The sequence below is a fragment of the Pseudomonas sp. NFX224 genome, assembly GCF_048565165.1.
Classification (GTDB): Bacteria; Pseudomonadota; Gammaproteobacteria; order Pseudomonadales; family Pseudomonadaceae; genus Aquipseudomonas.
The window spans coordinates 3280727-3300067 of sequence record NZ_CP183416.1; the positions used below are offsets into that span (position 1 = coordinate 3280727).

23 protein-coding genes and 1 other RNA gene are annotated in these 19341 nt (G+C 59.6%); 13 read left to right on the forward strand and 11 right to left on the reverse strand.

From position 1 onward, the window contains the following. Positions 1-105: 105 nt before the first annotated feature. Genes ACNYC6_RS14775 through ACNYC6_RS14790 form a run of 4 tightly spaced genes read right to left on the reverse strand, consistent with a single transcriptional unit; the run spans position 106 to position 2953 of the window. Entirely contained in the window at positions 106-843 is a 738-nt protein-coding gene (locus tag ACNYC6_RS14775; RefSeq protein WP_419712888.1) for an amino acid ABC transporter ATP-binding protein, read from the reverse strand. Further along, positions 830-1480, reverse strand: coding sequence for an amino acid ABC transporter permease (locus ACNYC6_RS14780; RefSeq protein ID WP_419712889.1), 651 nt, complete (start codon positions 1478-1480; stop codon positions 830-832). The genes ACNYC6_RS14775 and ACNYC6_RS14780 overlap by 14 nt, the downstream gene beginning before the upstream one ends. Continuing rightward, the gene (locus ACNYC6_RS14785) at positions 1477-2145 is read right to left on the reverse strand and encodes an amino acid ABC transporter permease (RefSeq protein ID WP_338583790.1); all 669 of its coding nucleotides are present in this window, start codon (positions 2143-2145) and stop codon (positions 1477-1479) included. The genes ACNYC6_RS14780 and ACNYC6_RS14785 overlap by 4 nt, the downstream gene beginning before the upstream one ends. Positions 2146-2167: 22 nt before the next feature. Then, positions 2168-2953 carry a transporter substrate-binding domain-containing protein gene (locus tag ACNYC6_RS14790; RefSeq protein WP_338583789.1) on the reverse strand — a complete coding sequence of 262 codons (786 nt, stop codon included), beginning with the start codon at positions 2951-2953 and terminating at the stop codon, positions 2168-2170. A 256-nt stretch (positions 2954-3209) separates the two neighbouring features. Between ACNYC6_RS14790 and ACNYC6_RS14795 the strand changes: the two genes are divergently transcribed. From ACNYC6_RS14795 to ACNYC6_RS14820, 6 genes are all read left to right on the forward strand, one after another. Beyond that, positions 3210-3917, forward strand: coding sequence for a FadR/GntR family transcriptional regulator (locus ACNYC6_RS14795; protein ID WP_419712890.1), 708 nt, complete (start codon positions 3210-3212; stop codon positions 3915-3917). Between the two features lie 121 nt (positions 3918-4038). Continuing rightward, positions 4039-4368, forward strand: coding sequence for a thioredoxin TrxA (gene trxA / locus ACNYC6_RS14800; RefSeq protein WP_003206727.1), 330 nt, complete (start codon positions 4039-4041; stop codon positions 4366-4368). A 247-nt stretch (positions 4369-4615) separates the two neighbouring features. Further along, on the forward strand, positions 4616-5875 hold the full coding sequence (rho, locus tag ACNYC6_RS14805) for a transcription termination factor Rho (protein ID WP_003206716.1): 1260 nt from the start codon (positions 4616-4618) through the stop codon (positions 5873-5875). 140 nt (positions 5876-6015) lie between these two features. After that, entirely contained in the window at positions 6016-7482 is a 1467-nt protein-coding gene (ubiD, locus tag ACNYC6_RS14810) for a 4-hydroxy-3-polyprenylbenzoate decarboxylase (RefSeq protein WP_419712891.1), read from the forward strand. Next, the gene (locus ACNYC6_RS14815; protein ID WP_419712892.1) at positions 7482-8450 is read left to right on the forward strand and encodes a CDP-6-deoxy-delta-3,4-glucoseen reductase; all 969 of its coding nucleotides are present in this window, start codon (positions 7482-7484) and stop codon (positions 8448-8450) included. The genes ubiD and ACNYC6_RS14815 overlap by 1 nt, the downstream gene beginning before the upstream one ends. A gap of 206 nt (positions 8451-8656) precedes the next feature. Then, complete coding sequence (locus tag ACNYC6_RS14820; RefSeq protein WP_419712893.1) at positions 8657-9325, forward strand: gamma-glutamylcyclotransferase; 669 nt, start codon at positions 8657-8659, stop codon at positions 9323-9325. Here the strand turns inward: ACNYC6_RS14820 and glpT are convergent. Next, entirely contained in the window at positions 9301-10650 is a 1350-nt protein-coding gene (glpT, locus tag ACNYC6_RS14825; protein ID WP_419712894.1) for a glycerol-3-phosphate transporter, read from the reverse strand. The two genes, ACNYC6_RS14820 and glpT, sit on opposite strands and share 25 nt — an antisense overlap. A gap of 328 nt (positions 10651-10978) precedes the next feature. On the opposite strand from glpT, the gene ACNYC6_RS14830 reads away from it, so the two are divergent. Beyond that, the gene (locus tag ACNYC6_RS14830; RefSeq protein WP_419708060.1) at positions 10979-11593 is read left to right on the forward strand and encodes an energy transducer TonB; all 615 of its coding nucleotides are present in this window, start codon (positions 10979-10981) and stop codon (positions 11591-11593) included. Between the two features lie 47 nt (positions 11594-11640). Here the strand turns inward: ACNYC6_RS14830 and ACNYC6_RS14835 are convergent, their stop codons facing one another. Further along, complete coding sequence (locus ACNYC6_RS14835; protein WP_419708061.1) at positions 11641-12618, reverse strand: NADPH:quinone oxidoreductase family protein; 978 nt, start codon at positions 12616-12618, stop codon at positions 11641-11643. Positions 12619-12768: 150 nt separating this feature from the next. Here ACNYC6_RS14835 and ACNYC6_RS14840 point away from each other — a divergent pair, with 150 nt between their 5' ends. Continuing rightward, complete coding sequence (locus tag ACNYC6_RS14840) at positions 12769-13176, forward strand: flagellar basal body-associated protein FliL (protein WP_419708062.1); 408 nt, start codon at positions 12769-12771, stop codon at positions 13174-13176. 124 nt (positions 13177-13300) lie between these two features. On the opposite strand, the gene ACNYC6_RS14845 is transcribed toward ACNYC6_RS14840, so the two are convergent. Beyond that, entirely contained in the window at positions 13301-13753 is a 453-nt protein-coding gene (locus tag ACNYC6_RS14845; RefSeq protein ID WP_419708063.1) for an EVE domain-containing protein, read from the reverse strand. A gap of 197 nt (positions 13754-13950) precedes the next feature. Between ACNYC6_RS14845 and ACNYC6_RS14850 the strand changes: the two genes are divergently transcribed. Then, on the forward strand, positions 13951-14106 hold the full coding sequence (locus ACNYC6_RS14850) for a hypothetical protein (protein WP_008048702.1): 156 nt from the start codon (positions 13951-13953) through the stop codon (positions 14104-14106). A 34-nt stretch (positions 14107-14140) separates the two neighbouring features. Here ACNYC6_RS14850 and ACNYC6_RS14855 read toward each other — a convergent pair whose 3' ends face one another. The 4 genes from ACNYC6_RS14855 to ACNYC6_RS14870 form a co-directional block, all read right to left on the reverse strand. Beyond that, entirely contained in the window at positions 14141-14746 is a 606-nt protein-coding gene (locus ACNYC6_RS14855; protein ID WP_032831317.1) for a 5-formyltetrahydrofolate cyclo-ligase, read from the reverse strand. An 86-nt stretch (positions 14747-14832) separates the two neighbouring features. Beyond that, a non-coding RNA gene (gene ssrS / locus ACNYC6_RS14860) (6S RNA) lies at positions 14833-15011 on the reverse strand. 30 nt (positions 15012-15041) lie between these two features. Continuing rightward, positions 15042-15359 (reverse strand): cell division protein ZapA, encoded by a 318-nt coding sequence (locus ACNYC6_RS14865; protein ID WP_008055229.1) that lies wholly within the window; start codon positions 15357-15359, stop codon positions 15042-15044. Next, positions 15356-15565, reverse strand: coding sequence for a TIGR02449 family protein (locus tag ACNYC6_RS14870; protein ID WP_007982902.1), 210 nt, complete (start codon positions 15563-15565; stop codon positions 15356-15358). The genes ACNYC6_RS14865 and ACNYC6_RS14870 overlap by 4 nt, the downstream gene beginning before the upstream one ends. 193 nt (positions 15566-15758) lie before the next feature. Here ACNYC6_RS14870 and ACNYC6_RS14875 point away from each other — a divergent pair, with 193 nt between their 5' ends. The 4 genes from ACNYC6_RS14875 to ACNYC6_RS14890 are packed head-to-tail and all read left to right on the forward strand — an operon-like array spanning position 15759 to position 19340. Continuing rightward, on the forward strand, positions 15759-16316 hold the full coding sequence (locus ACNYC6_RS14875; protein ID WP_419708064.1) for a YecA family protein: 558 nt from the start codon (positions 15759-15761) through the stop codon (positions 16314-16316). Positions 16317-16343: 27 nt separating this feature from the next. Next, positions 16344-17678, forward strand: a complete 1335-nt coding sequence (gene pepP, locus ACNYC6_RS14880) for a Xaa-Pro aminopeptidase (RefSeq protein WP_419708065.1) — start codon at positions 16344-16346, stop codon at positions 17676-17678. After that, on the forward strand, positions 17675-18862 hold the full coding sequence (gene ubiH, locus ACNYC6_RS14885) for a 2-octaprenyl-6-methoxyphenyl hydroxylase (protein WP_419708066.1): 1188 nt from the start codon (positions 17675-17677) through the stop codon (positions 18860-18862). Before pepP ends, ubiH begins: the two co-directional genes overlap by 4 nt. Then, positions 18855-19340, forward strand: a complete 486-nt coding sequence (locus ACNYC6_RS14890; RefSeq protein ID WP_419708067.1) for a DUF4442 domain-containing protein — start codon at positions 18855-18857, stop codon at positions 19338-19340. Before ubiH ends, ACNYC6_RS14890 begins: the two co-directional genes overlap by 8 nt. Position 19341 lies beyond the last annotated feature (1 nt).

Sequence of the window (19341 nt, forward strand, 5' to 3'; positions counted from 1 at the left end):
GACCGCTGCGCGGTCAATCGCTAGCAGCTAGCTCCCACATTGGAATGCGCACCCCTGTGGGAGCTAAGTGCTAGCGATGAGGGTATTAAAGTCACTGAGGCTCTTTCAGCCAGCCGCTTCAACCGTCCCAATGAAATTCGCCAGCTCCGCCGTCTGCGGGTTGGCAAACAGCACTTTCGGGTCGCCCACTTCATGCACCTTGCCCTGGTGCATGAACACCAACTTATCCCCAACCTCCCGGGCGAAGCGCATTTCGTGGGTCACCATGATCAGCGTCATGCCTTCCTTGGCCAGTTGCCGGACCACGCTCAGCACCTCGTTGACCAGCTCCGGGTCCAGCGCCGAGGTGATTTCATCGCACAGCAACACCTTTGGCGACATCGCCAGGGCCCGGGCAATCGCTACACGCTGTTGCTGGCCGCCGGACAACCGATCCGGGAACGCATCAAACTTTTCCCCAAGACCCACGCGTTCAAGCATCTCGCGCGCCAGTTCCGCCGCTTTGGTCTTTGGCACTTTCTGCACCACTTGCGGCGCGAGCATCACGTTCTCGCCCACCGTCAGGTGCGGGAACAGGTTGAACTGCTGGAACACCATGCCGACCTTCTGCCGCAGGCTGCGCAGATCGGCGCGGGCGGCGTCGAGGTATTCGCCGTCGACTTCGATGACGCCGTCGTTGATCGATTCCAGGCCGTTGAGCGTGCGCAGCAAAGTCGACTTTCCGGAGCCACTGCGGCCGATGATCGCCACCACCTGGCCTTCCTCGACGCTCAGGTCGATGCCTTTGAGCACATGGTGATCGCCGTAGTATTTATGCAGGGCGGAAATTCTAAGCAGAGGCATGCAGTCTCCTTTCCAGGTATCGCGCACTGAGCGACAAGGGGTAGCAAAGCAGGAAATAGCCGAGGGCCACGAGGCCGTAGACCATGAACGGTTCGAAGGTGGCGTTGGCGAGCATGCCGCCGGTCTTGGTCAGTTCGGTAAAGCCGATGATCGAGGTCACGGCGGTGCCTTTGACCACTTGCACCGAAAAACCCACGGTCGGCGCCACGGCAATGCGCAGGGCTTGCGGCAGGATCACATAACGCAGTTGCTCCAGCGGGTTCAGCGCCAGGCTCGACGAAGCTTCCCACTGGCCATTGGGGATCGAGTCGACGCAACCGCGCCAGATCTCCGCCAGGTAGGCGCTGGTGAACAACGTCAGGGCGATCGCCGCCGCCATCCACGGTGAAATCTCGATTCCCGCCAACGCTACGCCGAAAAACACCAGGAACAGCTGCATCAACAGCGGCGTGCCCTGGAACAGTTCGATGTATGTGCGGGCAAAACTGCGTGGCAGGGATTTTTTCGAAATGCGCATGACCATAATGAGCAAACCGATCACGCCACCACCAATGAACGCCACCAGCGATAGCGCCAGTGTCCATTGCAGGCCGGTGAGCAGGTTGCGCACGATGTCCCAGAAAGTGAAGTCGCTCATCGGCTGCTCCTGGAGATGTAGCGCGTTCCGATCCAGTTCAGGAGCTGACGGATCAACAGGGCCATGCACAAATACAACAACGTGGTCAGCGCGTAGGTTTCAAAGGCGCGGAAGTTGCGCGATTGAATGAAGTTGGCGGCGAAGCTCAGCTCTTCGGTGGCGATTTGCGAGCAGACTGCCGAACCGAGCATGACGATGATGATCTGGCTGCTCAGCGCCGGCCAGACCTTGCCCAGCGCCGGCAGCAGCACCACATGGCGGAACGCTTCGAAGCGTGTCATCGCCAGTGCCGCCGCGGCTTCCAGTTGCCCCCGGGGGATCGCCTGGATGCCAGCGCGGATAATCTCGGTGGAATAGGCGCCGAGATTGATCACCATCGCCAGCACCGCCGCCTGCCATTCGGAAATCTGCACGCCCAGTGACGGCAAGCCGAAGAAGATGAAAAACAACTGCACCAGAAACGGTGTGTTGCGGATCAACTCCACATAGACCGCGAAAACCCCGGCGAACGGGCGGATGTTCCACGCCCGCACCAGCGCCCCGACGATGCCCAGCCCCACGCCGAGCACCGCGCCGATGGCCGTCAGCTCAAGGGTGAACAATGCACCGCGCAGCAACAGATCGGTGTTGTGCACCACCGGCAAGAAATCGAACTGGTAAGCCATAGCGTGTCTCCTGCGCGCCGGATCAGAGGTCGGCCGGCAGCGGTTCTTTCAGCCAGGTCAGGGCGTTCTTTTCCAGCGCGCCGTCGCCCTTGGCGGTGACAAGGATCTGGTTGACCTTGTCCAGCAGCGCCGGCTCGTTCTTGTTCACGCCGACGTAGACCGGCGAATCCTTGAGCTTCACTTTCAGCGCCGGCACGCGTTTCGGGTTCTTCTCGCTGATGGCGACCATCACCACGTTGCCGCTGGCGATCAGGTCGACTTGCCCGGCCAGGTAAGCGGCGATGGTCGAGTTGTTGTCTTCGAAGCGCTTGATGGTCACGCCTTCGGGAGCGACCTTGGTCAGCTCGATGTCTTCGATGGCGCCGCGGGTGACGCTGATGGTCTTGCCCTTGAGGTCGTCCAGGCCCTTGATGTCGGCGTCTGGTGGACCGAACACGGCGAGGTAGAACGGTGCGTAGGCGCGGGAGAAGTCGATGACTTTTTCACGCTCCGGGTTTTTGCCGAGGCTGGAAATCACCAGGTCGACTTTGCCGGTGGTCAGGAACGGGATGCGGTTGGTGCTGTTGACCGGCGTCAGTTCGAGTTTGACCTTGAGCTGGTCGGCCAGCAGTTTGGCGGTGTCGATGTCCAGGCCACGAGGCTTCATGTCCGGGCCGACCGAGCCGAACGGCGGGAAGTCCTGGGGCACGGCGACCTTGAGGACGCCGCGCTTGACCACATCCTCCAGACCGTCGGCGTGGGCGGGTGCCTGGCTCAGCATCAGGCTGGCAAACAGGGCGGCGAGGAGGGCGCTGTAACGCTGGGTCATGGCAAATCTCCGAATCGGCGAGAAGTAATTTCTGCGGATCGACAGAGCATGGGCCATGCCAACATAGGGCTTTGGGGGCGCCAGAGCGCGGTTTTGCTGGTGTCGCACGGTCTTACTGGTCTGAACAGTCAGGTTGTGTTTCGCACCCCGATGGCGCAGCCGTGAAAATCTTCGAACCCCCATGGGGCACGACTTGCCGGGCGTCGCGAATAGCTTTACAACTGAGCGCACATTGACCTGGTTCGTCTGGAAAACCATGAACTCGATCTCCCGCGCCGTACCCGAAGTGGCGTTACAAGCCATCCGCAAACTGATCACCGAGCAGGGCTTCGGGCCGGGGGACGCCTTGCCCTCGCAACGGGACCTGGCGGTGCAATTGGGCGTGAGTCGGGCGTCATTGCGTGAGGCGCTTTCATCGCTGAGTGCGTTGGGCGTGATCAGCATCCAGCCGGGCAAAGGCGTGTTCGTGCAGTCGCCGGTGGAGCTGCCGCGAGGCGACGCGGCGCCGGGTTGGCCGTTCGCGGCGCAAGCTTCGCCGCTAGACATCTTCCAGTTGCGCTATGCGCTGGAGGGCTTTGCGGCGGGGTTGGCGGCGGTGACGCTGAGCACCGATGAGCTCGATGCGCTGGAAGACAATGTCGCTGCCATGCGCAACGAACTGAAGGCCGGCGACTTCGAGGCCGCGGCGCGTCTGGACTTCGAATTCCACCGCCGAATCCTGCTCGCCAGCGGCAATCAGGCCATGTTGAGCATCCTGACCGCCAGCGCCGACATTTTCCTGGAGAGCCAGAAGCTACCGTTCATCCGGGTAGAGCGGGCCATGGAAACCTGGCAAGAACACCGCAAAATCCTTCGCGCCCTGGCTCGCCGAGCGTCCGGCGCTGCGCAAAAAGCCATGCACGAACATGTGCGCAATGCCGCGTTGCGCACTGGAATTGCCTTCGTCGCTCCCGCCACGGCGTGACCGGGGCTATACCCAAACTCATGGACCACCATAGCGAGACTCAATCATCTGCACCTTCCTGAACGAGGGAAGGGCAGCTATGATGGGCCACGTTTTTTTGCTTACAACCCTGGAGAATTCCATGAGCAGCGATCTTATCAAACACGTTAGCGACGCTAGCTTCGAGGCCGACGTACTCAAGGCTGAAGGCGCTGTACTGGTCGACTACTGGGCTGAGTGGTGCGGCCCTTGCAAAATGATCGCTCCTGTTCTGGACGAAATTGCCGAGACCTACAAAGGCAAGCTGACCGTTGCCAAACTGAACATCGACGAAAACCAGGAAACCCCGGCCAAGCATGGCGTGCGTGGTATCCCGACCCTGATGCTGTTCAAGAACGGCAACGTTGAAGCGACCAAGGTCGGCGCACTGTCGAAGTCGCAACTGGCGGCTTTCCTCGACGCCAACATCTAAGCGTCGTCGTAGCGTGTCAAAAAAAGGCCCCGCAAATAGCGGGGCTTTTTTCGTTGTTGAGGGCTAGACGCTCCGAAACTCAGGTGATACATTCGGCCCCGCGCTGGTTTCTCCAGTGCCCCCTGCTAGCCGTCGCCGACGCTCTCCTTTTCGAATAAGTACGCGATCCTGTCGCCTTCTCCGCGGCGCGGCCTCATTAAGCCAAAAGCTTAATTTCCCCCTCCATAAATGATTACGTCATTCCTATATGAATCTGACTGAACTCAAGCAAAAGCCGATTACCGAACTGCTCGAATTGGCCGAACAGATGGGCATAGAAAATATGGCCCGTTCGCGCAAGCAGGACGTGATTTTCTCCCTGCTGAAAAAGCACGCTAAAAGCGGTGAGGAAATCTCCGGTGATGGCGTGCTGGAGATTCTCCAGGACGGCTTCGGCTTCCTCCGCTCTGCAGACGCCTCCTATCTCGCCGGCCCTGACGATATCTACGTCTCGCCGAGCCAGATTCGTCGCTTCAACTTGCGCACCGGTGACACCATCGTTGGCAAGATCCGCCCTCCAAAGGAAGGCGAGCGGTATTTCGCCCTGCTCAAGGTCGACACGATCAACTTCGATCGTCCTGAGAACGCGAAAAACAAGATTCTCTTCGAGAACCTGACCCCGCTGTTCCCGACCGTGCGCATGAAGATGGAAGCCGGTAACGGTTCCACCGAAGACTTGACCGGTCGTGTGATCGACCTGTGCGCCCCGATTGGCAAAGGCCAGCGTGGTCTGATCGTTGCACCGCCGAAAGCCGGTAAAACGATCATGCTGCAGAACATTGCTGCGAACATCGCCCGCAACAACCCTGAAGTTCACCTGATCGTGTTGCTGATCGACGAACGTCCGGAAGAAGTGACCGAAATGCAGCGCACCGTGCGCGGCGAAGTGGTTGCCTCGACGTTCGATGAGCCGCCAACCCGTCACGTGCAGGTTGCCGAAATGGTGATCGAGAAGGCCAAGCGCCTGGTCGAACACAAGAAGGACGTGGTGATCCTGCTCGACTCCATCACCCGTCTGGCCCGTGCCTACAACACCGTGATCCCGAGCTCCGGCAAGGTACTGACCGGTGGTGTCGATGCCCATGCCCTGGAGAAACCGAAGCGTTTCTTCGGCGCCGCGCGGAACATCGAAGAAGGCGGCTCGCTGACCATCATCGCCACCGCGCTGGTTGAAACCGGCTCGAAGATGGACGAAGTGATCTACGAGGAATTCAAAGGCACCGGCAACATGGAGCTGCCTCTGGATCGACGTATCGCTGAAAAACGTGTGTTCCCGGCCATCAACATCAACCGTTCCGGTACCCGCCGCGAAGAGTTGCTGACGGCCGACGACGAGTTGCAGCGCATGTGGATCCTGCGCAAGCTGCTGCACCCGATGGACGAAGTCGCTGCCATCGAGTTCCTGGTCGACAAGCTGAAAACGACCAAGACCAACGATGAGTTCTTCCTGTCGATGAAGCGCAAGTAAGTCGAGCAGGCACAAAAAGCCGGGGAAACCCGGCTTTTTGCTATCCGATTTTTGATCAAGCGGCAGTTCGTGGTTCTGAACCGCATGGTTCGGCGCTAAACTGCCTGCCCCGAACGCCACGGCCAACACGAGGCTCACGCATGCAGTATCGCGACTTGCGCGACTTTATCAGCGGGCTGGAACAGCGCGGCGAACTCAAGCGCATCCAGGTTCCCGTGTCCCCAGTGCTCGAAATGACCGAGGTCTGCGACCGCACCCTGCGCGCCAAAGGCCCGGCCCTGCTATTCGAAAAGCCTACCGGCTACGATATTCCCGTGCTCGGCAACCTGTTCGGCACACCCGAGCGCGTAGCCTTGGGTATGGGCGCCGAAGCGGTCAGTGAACTGCGCGAAATCGGCAAGCTACTGGCGTTCCTCAAGGAGCCCGAGCCGCCGAAAGGGTTGAAAGATGCGTGGTCCAAGCTGCCGATCTTCCGCAAGATCATCTCGATGGCGCCCAAGGTCGTCAAAGATGCGATCTGCCAGGAAGTGGTGATCGAAGGCGATGACGTCGATCTCTCGACGCTGCCAGTGCAGACCTGCTGGCCGGGCGACGTTGCCCCCCTGATTACTTGGGGCCTGACTGTCACCAAAGGTCCGAACAAGGATCGGCAGAATCTCGGTATCTACCGTCAGCAAGTGATCGGCCGCAACAAGGTCATCATGCGCTGGCTGAGCCACCGTGGCGGCGCGCTGGATTACCGCGAGTGGTGCGAAAAGCATCCCGGCCAGCCGTTCCCGGTCGCCGTGGCGCTGGGCGCTGACCCTGCAACCATTCTTGGCGCCGTGACGCCAGTGCCCGACAGCCTGTCCGAATACGCCTTTGCCGGCCTGCTGCGCGGCAACCGTACCGAACTGGTGAAGTGCCGGGGCAATGACCTGCAAGTGCCGGCCACCGCCGAGATCATCCTTGAAGGCGTGATCCACCCAGGCGAAATGGCTGACGAAGGTCCGTACGGCGACCACACCGGTTACTACAACGAAGTCGACAGCTTCCCGGTGTTCACCGTCGAGCGCATCACCCACCGGATCAAGCCGATCTATCACAGCACTTACACCGGCCGTCCGCCGGATGAGCCGGCGATTCTCGGTGTGGCGCTGAACGAAGTGTTCGTGCCGATCCTGCAGAAGCAGTTTCCGGAGATCACCGATTTCTACCTGCCGCCCGAAGGCTGCTCGTATCGCATGGCCGTCGTGACCATGAAGAAGTCGTATCCGGGCCACGCCAAGCGGGTAATGCTCGGTGTCTGGTCGTTTTTGCGACAGTTCATGTACACCAAGTTCGTTATTGTCACTGACGACGATATCAACGCCCGGGACTGGAACGACGTGATCTGGGCCATCACCACGCGCATGGACCCCAAGCGCGACACAGTGATGATCGAGAACACGCCGATCGACTACCTCGACTTCGCCTCGCCGGTGTCCGGCCTGGGTTCGAAGATGGGGCTCGATGCCACGCATAAATGGCCTGGTGAAACCACGCGGGAGTGGGGTCGGGTGATCGTCAAGGACGACGCCGTGACCCAGCGGATCGATGCCATCTGGAATCAGTTAGGAATAGATTGATGCGTGTAACCTTGCAGCCTTCCGGAGCAGTGCTTGAGATTCTGCCCGGCGAGCGGATTCTCGATGGCGCACGCCGCCTGGGCTATGAATGCCCGCAAAGCTGTCGCAACGGCAACTGTCATGTATGTGCCGCGTTGCTGGTGGAAGGTCGAGTCGAACAGGCCGGCGGTGTGCGCGACCATGGCGAGTTCTACACTTGCATAGCAGAGCCGCTGGAAGACTGCATCGTGCTGTGGGATGGCGTGCTCGCGCTGGGAGAATTGCCGGTGCGCAGTCTGTCGTGTCAGGTCACCAGTTGCACCGAGGTCGGTGGTGATACCTGGCGGGTGCGCCTGCGGGCGCCAGCGGGCAAGCCTCCGCGTTATCACGCGGGCCAGTACTTGATGATCCATCGGGACAATGGCGAAAAATCGTCCTTCTCCCTGGCGTCGGCACCTTCGGGTGGGCGAGACCTGGAAATCCACGTGCTGGCGCGCGAAGCCAGTGCGATAAACCTGATCCAGCAACTGCAACGCAACACGATGGTGCGCATCGACATGCCTTTCGGTGATGCGCACCTGGCCGAGTTGCCGGACGGTCCGCTGGTGCTGATTGCCGCTGGCACCGGCATGGGCCAGGTCCACGGCTTGATCGAACACTGCCGCGCCGAAGGCTTCAAGCATCCCGTGCATTTGTACTGGGGCGTGCGTCGTCCGGAAGACTTCTATGAAGTCGAGCATTGGGACGAGTGGCTGAAGTTGCCCAACCTGTTCCTGCATAAAGTCGTTAGCGATCAATGCGGCTGGCAGGGGCGCTGCGGCATGTTGCATGAAGCGGTGTGCGAAGACTTTCCCGATCTGAAGACCTTGCACGTCTATGCCAGTGGTTCGCCGGCGATGGTCTACGGCACGCTGGATGCACTGGTAGAGGCGGGGATGGACGCCCATCAGATGCGCGCCGACGTGTTTGCGTACGCGCCGCGCGCTTGAGCCACGGCGTCTCGTTATAACTCTCTATATAGCCTATCGGTATTTATACAGTCGTATAAATGTCGGTAGGTTATATGTCATTCAGGCAATTAATTAATAACTGTGCCATGGCACTTAAATTGCCTTAAAACTTATGTGCCTTATTGTTACAACGGTGCGTTCTATTAAGTAATACATCGATCGCGGGGAGCTGAAAGCTATTCGCCATGAGCGCCATTGAATCTTCGTTTCTGAACCTGGCTTACCCGCCGCAGCTCGATCTGGGGCCGCAGCTCACTCACGAACAATTACTCAGCTCGATGCAATCAACCATGGCGCGCCACAAGGGTGGGCCGGTGTGGCTCTTTGCGTACGGTTCGCTGATCTGGCGCCCCGAGTGCACGGCCGTTGAACGCGTTCGCGGACGGGTGCATGGTTATCATCGCGGATTGTATTTGTGGTCCCACGAGCATCGTGGCACCCCGGAAATGCCCGGGCTGGTGTTCGGTCTGGATCGCGGCGGTTCATGCAGTGGTTTTGCCTACCGCTTGCCGGAAGAGCAATTGGACGCTTCGCTGTATGCGCTCTGGAAGCGGGAAATGCCGTTTCCATCCTATCGCCCGCACTGGCTCAATTGCCGGCTCGAAGACGGCAGCCAGGTTCAGGCATTGGGGTTTGTTCTGGAGCGGCACTTGCCCAGCTACGCTGGCAACTTGCCGGATCACGTACTGAGCCACGTGTTCGAAAACGCTTGCGGGCGTTACGGCACCACTCGCGATTATGTCGAGCAGACCGCCCACGCCCTGCGTAGCCACGCCATGCCAGACCGGAATCTGGAGGCGCGGCTCAAGCGCTGTAAATCAAAGGCTGATCAAGCGATAGCTTCGCGGCTCTGACTGGCAACTTGCTTGTGCCACAGCGTTGGCGCAAGGAACGCCATCGCCAGCAGGCACGCACCGATCAGCAAGACGAAACCGCCGTCCCAACCGAAATGGTCCACGGTGTAGCCCATCGCTGCACTGGCCGCGACCGAACCACCCAGATAACCGAACAGACCGGTGAAGCCCGCAGCCGTACCGGCGGCTTTCTTCGGTGCCAGCTCCAGCGCTTGCAAACCGATCAGCATTACCGGGCCGTAGATCAGGAAGCCGATGGACACCAGCGCGATCATGTCGACGGTCGGGTTGCCGGCCGGGTTGAGCCAGTACACCAGCGTCGCCACGGTCACCAGCGCCATGAACACCATACCGGTCAGGCCGCGGTTGCCACGGAAAATCTTGTCCGACATCCACCCACACAACAGCGTGCCCGGAATACCCGCCCACTCGTAGAAGAAATACGCCCAGGACGTCTTGTCCACGGTGAAGCCCTTGGCTTCCTTCAGGTAAGTCGGTGCCCAGTCCAGAACGCCGTAGCGCAGCAGGTAGACAAAGACGTTGGCGAGGGCGATGTACCAGAGCATTTTGTTGCGCAGCACGTATTTGACGAAGATTTCCTTGGCGCTGAATTCTTCTTCATGGCTGGCGTCGTAGCCTTCCGGATAGTCGTTCTTGTACTTCTCGATTGGCGGCAGGCCGACCGACTGCGGGGTGTCGCGCATGGTGACAAAGGCAAACACCGCGACCGCCATGGCCACCGCCGCCGGCACGTAAAACGCAGCGTGCCAGTCATTGAACAAACCCATGCCTATCAGGAACAGTGGGCCGATCAGGCCACCGCCGACGTTATGCGCCACGTTCCACAGCGACACCACGCCGCCGCGTTCCTTCTGCGACCACCAGTGCACCATGGTCCGTCCACTTGGCGGCCAACCCATGCCCTGTGCCCAGCCATTGATGAACAGGAGGATGAACATGATGGTCACGCTGGACGTCGCCCAATGCGCGAAACCGAAAATGAACATCACGGCAGCCGAAACCATCAGGCCGAACGGCAGGAAGAAGCGCGGGTTGGATCGGTCGGAAACGATGCCCATCAGGAACTTGGACAGGCCGTAGGCGATGGCAATTGCCGACAGCGCCACGCCCAGCTCACCGCGGGTATAGCCCTCTTCGATCAGGTAAGGCATGGCCAGGGAGAAGTTTTTGCGCAGCAGGTAGTAACCGGCGTAGCCGATAAAGATACCGGCGAAGATTTGCCAACGCAGGCGGCGGTAGGTGCTGTCTATTTTCTCTTCAGGCAGTGGAGCCTGATGTGCGGCAGGACGAAAGAAAGCAAACATTCAAGAGCTCCAGTTTTCTTGTTTTGACTGCGGATGCGAATGTTACAGTTTCATTACCGAAAATAGCATCGCTTCTCATCGGCCAAACAGCGGAAATGTTGGAATACGAGCATTCCTTTATGAACATGTCGCTCAGATATAAATGAAGGGCGTTGTAGGAGTTGTTACTGCTTTCGGTTTTTCGGCTGCAGGCTGGCAGGGATAACGCAGGTCTTTGGGAAATGTCCTGCGCTGTTACCGGAAGTCATGATCTTCAGCTCAACACCGCCTCTCTTTAACCTTTGTCCTGTTGCCAACACTGGCATTTGAGGTGCAATGGGGAGGGGTTATGCGGTGGTTTGTGTTGATGGTGATGTGGGCGCTGTCCGGCGCGGTAGTGGCGGCGGAGGTGTTTCTGATACCCGAAAACAACCCCCGGCCGGTTTACCCGGTTGCACTGCAAAGGGCCGGGATCATTGGTGATGTCCGGGTCAGGTTCATGGTCAATGCCGATGGTTCGGTCAGCAAGGTGAGCATCCTGCAAAGCGATCACCACGACCTGGCCGAGGCCACCCGGGTTGCTATCGAGCAATGGCGATTCAAGCCGTGGACGGTTGAAGATGGCAGGCCGGCAGAACAGGAAGTGGTCGCGCCCATGCAATTCCGGTTCGACACGACTTTGCCGCTCCACACCAACAAATGGCTCAAGGAATTGAGATGTCGCGACCTCAACGAGGTCATCGTTCACACCGCAGAGCAGTCGTGGGTTGATTCAGCCGCGTTTCACTACACCCGCGCTTATCTGTCGAACGCGTTCTCTACGACAACGCTGTCGACTGAGCGACGCCTGGCTCTGATAGCCAAGCTGAACAGGACGGTGCCGATCATCGTCCGGCAATGCTTGAAAAACCCGGTTTCGCGATATGTGCGGTATTTGCCGGAGGAGATTCGCAAGCTGCTTTAACTAGACGGGTCTGGACGACGCCAGGCGAAGTCCAGACCTTTTGGGTCTCAGCGAACCTGCACCACCACTTTCCCGACCGCCTTGCGCTGACCGAGATCATTGATGGCTTGAGCTGCATTGCTCATCGGATAAACCTGCGACACTAATGGTTTCAACTTGCCCTCAGCAAACCAGCCAAACAGTTGCTTGAAGTTCGCAGCGTTGTCTTGTGGTTGGCGTTGCGCAAAGGAGCCCCAGAACACGCCGAGTACTGCTGCGCCTTTAAGTAATGCCAGGTTCACCGGCAGTTCGGGAATGCGGCCGCTGGCAAAACCGACCACCAGCAGGCGGCCGTTCCAGGCGATGGCGCGGATGGCCTGGTCGAACAGGTCGCCGCCCACCGGGTCGTAGATCACGTCGGCGCCCTGGCCATCGGTCAGGCGTTTGATTTCATCCTTGAGGCTGGTTTCGCTGTAGTTGATCAGCTCATCGGCACCCGCAGCCTTGGCCACGGCGAGTTTTTCGGCGCTACTGGCGGCGGCGATTACGCGGGCGCCCATGGCTTTGCCGATTTCCACGGCGGCGAGGCCGACGCCACCGGAGGCACCGAGCACCAGCAGGGTTTCGCCCGGTTGCAGGTTGCCGCGCTGCTTGAGCGCGTGCATCGAGGTGCCGTAGGTCATGCTGAACGCAGCGGCGGTGTTGAAGTCCATGGACGGCGGGATTGGCAGCACGTTGTAACCCGGCACGGCGACCTGTTCGGCGAAGCTGCCCCAGCCGGTCAGGGCCATGACCCGGTCGCCGACTTTCAGGTGGCTGACCTTTTCACCCACTTCGCGGACCACACCGGCTGCTTCGCCGCCTGGGGAAAACGGGAAGGGCGGCTTGAACTGGTACTTGCCCTCGATGATCAGCGTGTCGGGGAAATTGACCCCGGCGGCGTGCACGTCCAGCAGGATTTCGTTCTTCTTCGCGACAGGACTGGCGACGTCTTCCAGCACCAGCGATTCGGCAGGGCCGAAGGCTTTGCACAGCACGGCTTTCATCAGGGCTATTCCTTTGGGAGTGATGGCCGATAAGTGTAGGTGTGTGAGTCGACGGGTCAACGAGCATGCCCGGCCCTGATAGTCAGCCATAAGCTTGTGCTTGAGCGGCGGGTCGTTATGCTAGGCCGCAAACCGGATAAGGAGCGAATTGTGAAAGCGTGGATCATGTTGATGCTGGCCCTGTCTCTGCCTGTGGCAGCGGTGGCCGAAGAAGCCAAAGAAGGTGAAGCTCCGAAGGTCAATTACATCACCCTGAGCCCGCCGTTCGTGGGTAACTACGGGTTGGACGGTACGCAGAAGCTCAAGGTCTACAAGGCCGATGTGGCGTTGCGGGTGACCGGTGAGGAAGCGACCAAGGCGGTCAAGGCCAATGAGCCGCTGATCCGCAACCAACTGGTAGCGCTGTTTGCCCAGCAGACCACCGAGACGATGAACAACGTCGAGGCCAAGGAGAAGCTGCGTCAGGAAGCGTTGAAGCAGACCCAGCAGATCTTGAATGATGAAACCGGCAAGCCGGTGGTTGAGGATTTGTTATTCAACAACCTGATTATCCAGTAAGACATCTATTGCCTGCGCCGACCTCTTCGCGAGCAGGCTCTCTCCTGCATCGGATCTCCATTCGCTGAGATCCCCTGTGGGAACGAGCCTGCTCGCGATTGCATTCTGAAAGACGCTGCAAATCTTACGGCTTGAGCGCAATCACCGCCGCCCACTGCTCTGGCGTCACCGGCATCACCGACAGTCGCGACCCCTTCTGCACCAACGGCATCTCGGACAGCGCCGTCTGCTGCTTTAGATAGTCCAGCTTCAACACCCTGGAAAACGACTCGACATGCGCGACATCAATCGCGCTCCAGGCGTTTTTTTCCGCCGTTGCCTTCGGGTCGTAGTAATGACTCTCAGGTTCCAGCGCCGTCGGGTCCGGATACGCGGCTTCGACAATCTTGCCAATCCCGGCAATCCCTGGCTCCGGGCAGCTGGAGTGATAGAAGAAAAACTCGTCCCCGACCGCCATGGCTCGCAGGAAGTTTCGCGCCTGGTAGTTGCGAACCCCGTCCCAGCGCGCTGTGCCCAGCTTCTCCAGGCCTTTGATCGAGAGTTCGTCGGGCTCGGATTTCATCAGCCAATAGGCCATGCTTTTTGCTCCTTGCGAAGTGGGTGGGCGGGTTGTCCGGCAATTTTATGACAAACCGACAGTCGGTTGACGCCAGCATTTGCGCAGCGGTTCACGTTGTCGCAAAATGCCGGCCTTTAAAGCTTGACGCTGCTGCACGGCCTACAAAACGGAAACCGCTGCTGTCATCGTGTTGATATGCCTTTGGGGGGCAGTCGATGAAACGCAAACCGGATTTACTATGGATTTTGGTCATTTTGTTCGGCCTCGGCGTCGTGACCACTGGCTATGCCCAAAGCCTGTGGGCCAACAAGACCGATGCGCCGGTCGAAGTGGCTCAATTGCAGCAACAGTCGACAGCGTTCAAACGCTAAACCTGTCTTTCGACGCCGCTGAGTCCAGTGGCGTTTAGCCTGCGTAATACCAGGCCTTGTCCGTGACCGTTCCTTGCAGCGGCACATCCCAGCTCGCCTGTGCCAATCGCTCGACCTTCTGACATTCATGGGCCAGCCCCAATAGCGTCGGCTTGCGCCAGTCATTGCGGCGCGCCAGATAGGCCAGGCTGCGGTCATAGAAGCCGCCGCCCATGCCCAGTCGCCCGCCGACATCGTCAAACCCCACCAACGGCAGCAGCACCAGGTCCAGCGCCCAGACTTTGCGTTGTCGGGCGAGATTGTGCCTGGGTTCGAGAATGCGGAAGCGGTTGGGTTTCAGCTTTTCACCGGGGCGGATGCGCTGGAACACCATCTTGGTTCGTGGCCAGGCACTGAGCACCGGCAGATAGGTGGCCTTGCCCCGACGCTGGGCGGCACGCAGCAGCAGGCGCGGATCGATTTCACCGTCGGTAGGCAGATAAAGAGAGATGTGTTTTGCCCGGCGGAACAGCGGTTGCTGGGCCAATTGCTTATATAGCCCGCGAGCGGCCTGGCGCTGCTGACTGGGTGTCAGTGCGCGGCGGGCCTTGCGCAGCATGCGTCGAAGTTGCGGGCGGGGCAGCAGCGCAGGTTCGGTCATGAATTCGGGCTTCAACAAGGCGGATACGTGGAGCGTACCCGTAAAAACGCCAATGCCGGTATCAAAACCGGCATTGGACTGAAATCAGGCTCCCCGAATGTGTCGCTGTCGACTTAGCCCTTGAACCCGAAAGTTCAAGGTGGAAGATGCAGTAGGCTTTAAGGCTTTCCGTCTAGCGGACATGCACACCAGCCCAACGTGCAACCTCCAGGGTATAGCAAATCGGCTCAGGGACATCGCCAACTGGCAAACACCCCAGGGAGTGATCGGAGTATACCCCAAGCGGTGAGGCGAATCAGCCTTTGGTGACGTCCGGATCGGTAGCGAGTACCAGATCGACGCGATCGAGCAGGTCGCGCACCTGCTCACGGGTCGAGCCGCTGGCCTGGATATCCGGGCGTTCTTCCTTGTGCAGCAGGTCGTGGGTGATGTTCAGCGCGGCCATCACGGCAATGCGATCGGCGCCGATGACTTTGCCGCTGCTGCGGATCTCGCGCATTTTTCCGTCCAGGTAACGGGCGGCGCTCACCAGGTTGCTGCGTTCTTCCTGGGGACAGATGATCGAATACTCTTTGTCGAGGATCTGCACGGTGACGCTATTGCTTGAACTCATGAGTCTTGCTCCAGGGCCTTGAGGCGCGAAATCATCGATTCGACCTTACGCCGGGCGATTTCGTTTTTTTCAATGAGGTGAGCGCGTTCCTCGCGCCAGGTCTTTTCCTGAGCTAGTAAGAGTCCGTTTTGGCTCTTTAGTTGCTCGACTCGGGTAATCAGCAGCTCGAGTCTGGCCATCAGCGCTTGCAGGTCGGTGTCTTCCATTGTCTTCACTGTCTGATGGGTTTGGACTGTAGGCACAAGCTTGCTCGCGATGAGCCTGAGAACGCCGCGAGGTGTCAGCGCCCCAGCGTTAACGTTGACGACCATCACGAGCAAGCTCGCTCCTACAGGGGTAGTCGATGTAGGATACAAGGCCTTCATTCTAGACATAGCGCCGTCTGGCGCCTAGCTGCCCATGACCATTCAGAATTCCCCTTACAACGCCTTCGCCACTCTGCTGACTTCCAGCGGTCACAATGTCTCGCCTGCCGAACTGCATGGCCTGTTGCTCGGTCGCAGCTGCGCCGGCGCCGGTTTCGATGCAGAAGGCTGGTTGATCGACGCCGCCGAGCTGCTGGAAAGCGAGCCACAGGACAACGTTCGCAACGCCTTGATCGGCCTGCAAGAAATGGTCAAGGGCGAGCTTACCGGCGACGACGTGACGGTTGTTCTGCTGCTGCCAACCGACGATGCTCCGCTCGCCGACCGTGCCGCCGCACTGGGCCAATGGTGCCAGGGCTTCCTCAGCGGATTTGGCCTTAACTGCCGTGACAGCAGCGCCCTGAGCACCGAAGCCACCGAAGTGCTACAGGATCTGGCGGCCATTTCCCAGGTGCAAGACGCTCTGGAAGAGTCCGACGACGGCGAAAACGACTATATGGAAGTTATGGAGTACCTGCGCGTCGCACCGCTGCTGCTGTTCTCCGAGACTAAAAAAGACGTGCAGGCCGCTGCCAAACCGTCTTTGCATTAATCGTAAGAAAGGGAAAACCATCTGCCCATGATCCATATCCCGAAATTGGAATACAGCCGTCGCCGCAAGGCCTTGATGGCGCAGATGGAGCCCAACAGCATCGCGATCCTGCCCGCCGCCGCGGTGGCCATCCGCAACCGCGATGTCGAACACGTCTACCGTCAGGACAGTGATTTTCAATACCTCAGCGGGTTTCCCGAGCCACAGGCCGTTCTGGTACTGATGCCGGGGCGTCTGCATGGCGAATACATTCTGTTCTGCCGTGAGCGCAATGCCGAACGTGAGTTGTGGGACGGCCTGCGTGCCGGGCAGGAAGGCGCAATCCGCGACTTCGGTGCCGACGACGCCTTTCCGATCACCGACATCGACGACATCCTGCCGGGCCTGATCGAAGGTCGCGACCGGGTGTATTCGGCGATGGGCAGCAACCCGGAGTTCGATCGCCACTTGATGGAGTGGATCAACGTGATCCGTTCCAAGGCCAACCTCGGTGCCCAGCCACCGAACGAATTCGTTGCCCTGGATCATTTGCTTCACGACATGCGCCTGTATAAATCGGCGGCAGAAGTGAAGGTGATGCGTGAAGCCGCACGGATTTCTGCACAGGCGCACGTACGCGCCATGCAAGCCAGCCGTGCCGGGTTGCATGAGTTCAGCCTGGAAGCCGAACTCGATTACGAATTCCGCAAGGGCGGGGCGAAGATGCCGGCCTACGGTTCGATCGTCGCGGCGGGGCGCAACAGCTGCATCCTGCATTACCAACAGAATGACGCGGTGCTCAAGGATGGCGATCTGGTGCTGATTGATGCCGGTTGCGAAATCGACTGCTACGCCAGCGACATCACTCGCACCTGGCCGGTCAACGGCAAGTATTCGGCGGAGCAGAAGGCGATCTACGAACTGGTGCTGGCGGCGCAGGAAGCTGCGTTCACCGAGATCGCACCGGATAAACACTGGAATCAGGCCCATGAAGCCACGGTTCAGGTGATTACCAAAGGCCTGGTCGAATTGGGTTTGTTGCAAGGCGATGTCGATGAATTGATCGCCAGCGAAGCCTACAAGGCGTTTTACATGCACCGCGCCGGGCACTGGCTCGGCATGGACGTGCATGACGTCGGTGAATACAAGGTCGGCGGTGAATGGCGCGTGCTGGAAGTTGGCATGGCGTTGACCGTGGAGCCGGGGATCTACATTGCCCCGGACAATCGCAACGTGGCGAAGAAATGGCGCGGCATTGGTGTGCGCATCGAGGACGACGTGGTGGTCACTAAAACCGGCTGTGAAATCCTCACCAAGGGCGTGCCGAAAACGGTCGCCGAAATCGAGGCCTTGATGGCGCAAGCACGGACACAAGCGGCATGAGTCGAGTCAATCTGGCGATTATCGGAGGCGGTCTGGTCGGTGCCAGTCTGGCGCTGGCGTTGCAGGCCGGGGCCAAGTCCCGTGGCTGGAAGATCGTGCTGATCGAGCCGTTTGCCCCCGGCGACACCTATCAACCGAGCTATGACGCACGCTCCACGGCATTGTCGTTTGGCGCCCGGCAGATTTATCAGCGCTTGGGCGTCTGGCAGGCGATCTCCCGTCGCGCCGAACCGATCAAGCAGATTCACGTCTCCGACCGGGGGCGGTTTTCCACAGCGCGACTGTCGGCGATGGAAGAGGGCGTTCCGGCGCTGGGCTACGTGGTGGAAAACGCCTGGCTCGGCCAATGCCTGTGGCAAGGCCTGGACAAGGACGTGATCAGTTGGCGTTGCCCGGCGGAAGTCACGGGCATGGAGCCGCTCACCGACGGCTACCGCCTGACCCTCAATGACGAAACCACGCTGGAATGCGACCTCGCGGTCCTGGCGGATGGCGGCCGGTCAGGTCTGCGTGAGCAACTGGGGATCGGCATCAGAAAACGTCCGTACAACCAGAGCGCGCTGATCGCCAACATCACTCCGAGCGAAGCCCACAACGGCATGGCGTTCGAGCGTTTCACCGACGATGGCCCGATGGCGTTGCTGCCGTTGCCGGACAACCGCTGCGCGCTGGTCTGGACCCGTCTGGGGATGGACGCGCAACGCTTGGCTGCCCTCGATGAGCGTAGTTTCCTCAGCGAATTGCAGGACGTGTTCGGTTATCGCCTCGGCACGTTGAAGCAGGTGGGGGCGCGGCATCTGTACCCGCTGTCGCTGGTGGAAGCCGAAGAGCAGGTGCGACCGCATCTGGCGATACTGGGTAATGCTGCCCACAGCCTGCATCCGATTGCCGGCCAAGGTTTTAACTTGTCGCTGCGCGATGCCCAGGCGCTGGCCGATGCGTTGCTCGCCAGTGAGCAGCCATTGGGCGACTTCGCGACCTTGCAGGCCTATCGCGAGCGCCAGCGTCTGGATCAGAACCTCACTGTTGGCTTCTCCGATCAGGTCACGCGCCTGTTTGGCAGCACGCAGCCATTGGTTTCGCTGGGCCGCAATCTCGGCCTGCTCGGCCTCGATCTGCTGCCGCCGGCCAAACGCTGGTTCGCCCGGCAGGCCATGGGTTTGGGTACTCGCCCGGATGCTTAAGTGGCTGATTCGCACATTCGGTAAAGCACGGTTGATGCGCAGGTTCATGAGCCTCTACCCGCCGTACCTTGGCGCCGGGGTTCGGGTTCGGCACATCAGTGACGATTTCCGGGACATTCAGGTGTCCATGGGCCTGGGCTGGTACAACCGCAACTACGTCGGCACCCAGTTTGGTGGCAGCCTGTATTCGATGGTCGACCCGTTCTTCATGCTGATGCTGATGGAGAACCTGGGGCACAACTACATCGTCTGGGACAAGGCTGCCGACATCGATTTCATCGCGCCGGGCAAAGGTCCGGTGTTTGCCCGCTTCAACATCGACGACACCCTGCTCGACGAGATCCGCCGGCAGACGGCCAACGGCGAAAAATACCTGCCGCAATTGCAGGTCGATATTCATGACGGCGCCGGTCACCTGGTGGCGCGTGTCGGAAAAACCCTTTACGTGCGGCTCAAGCCGCAAGCGAGACAGGCTTAAA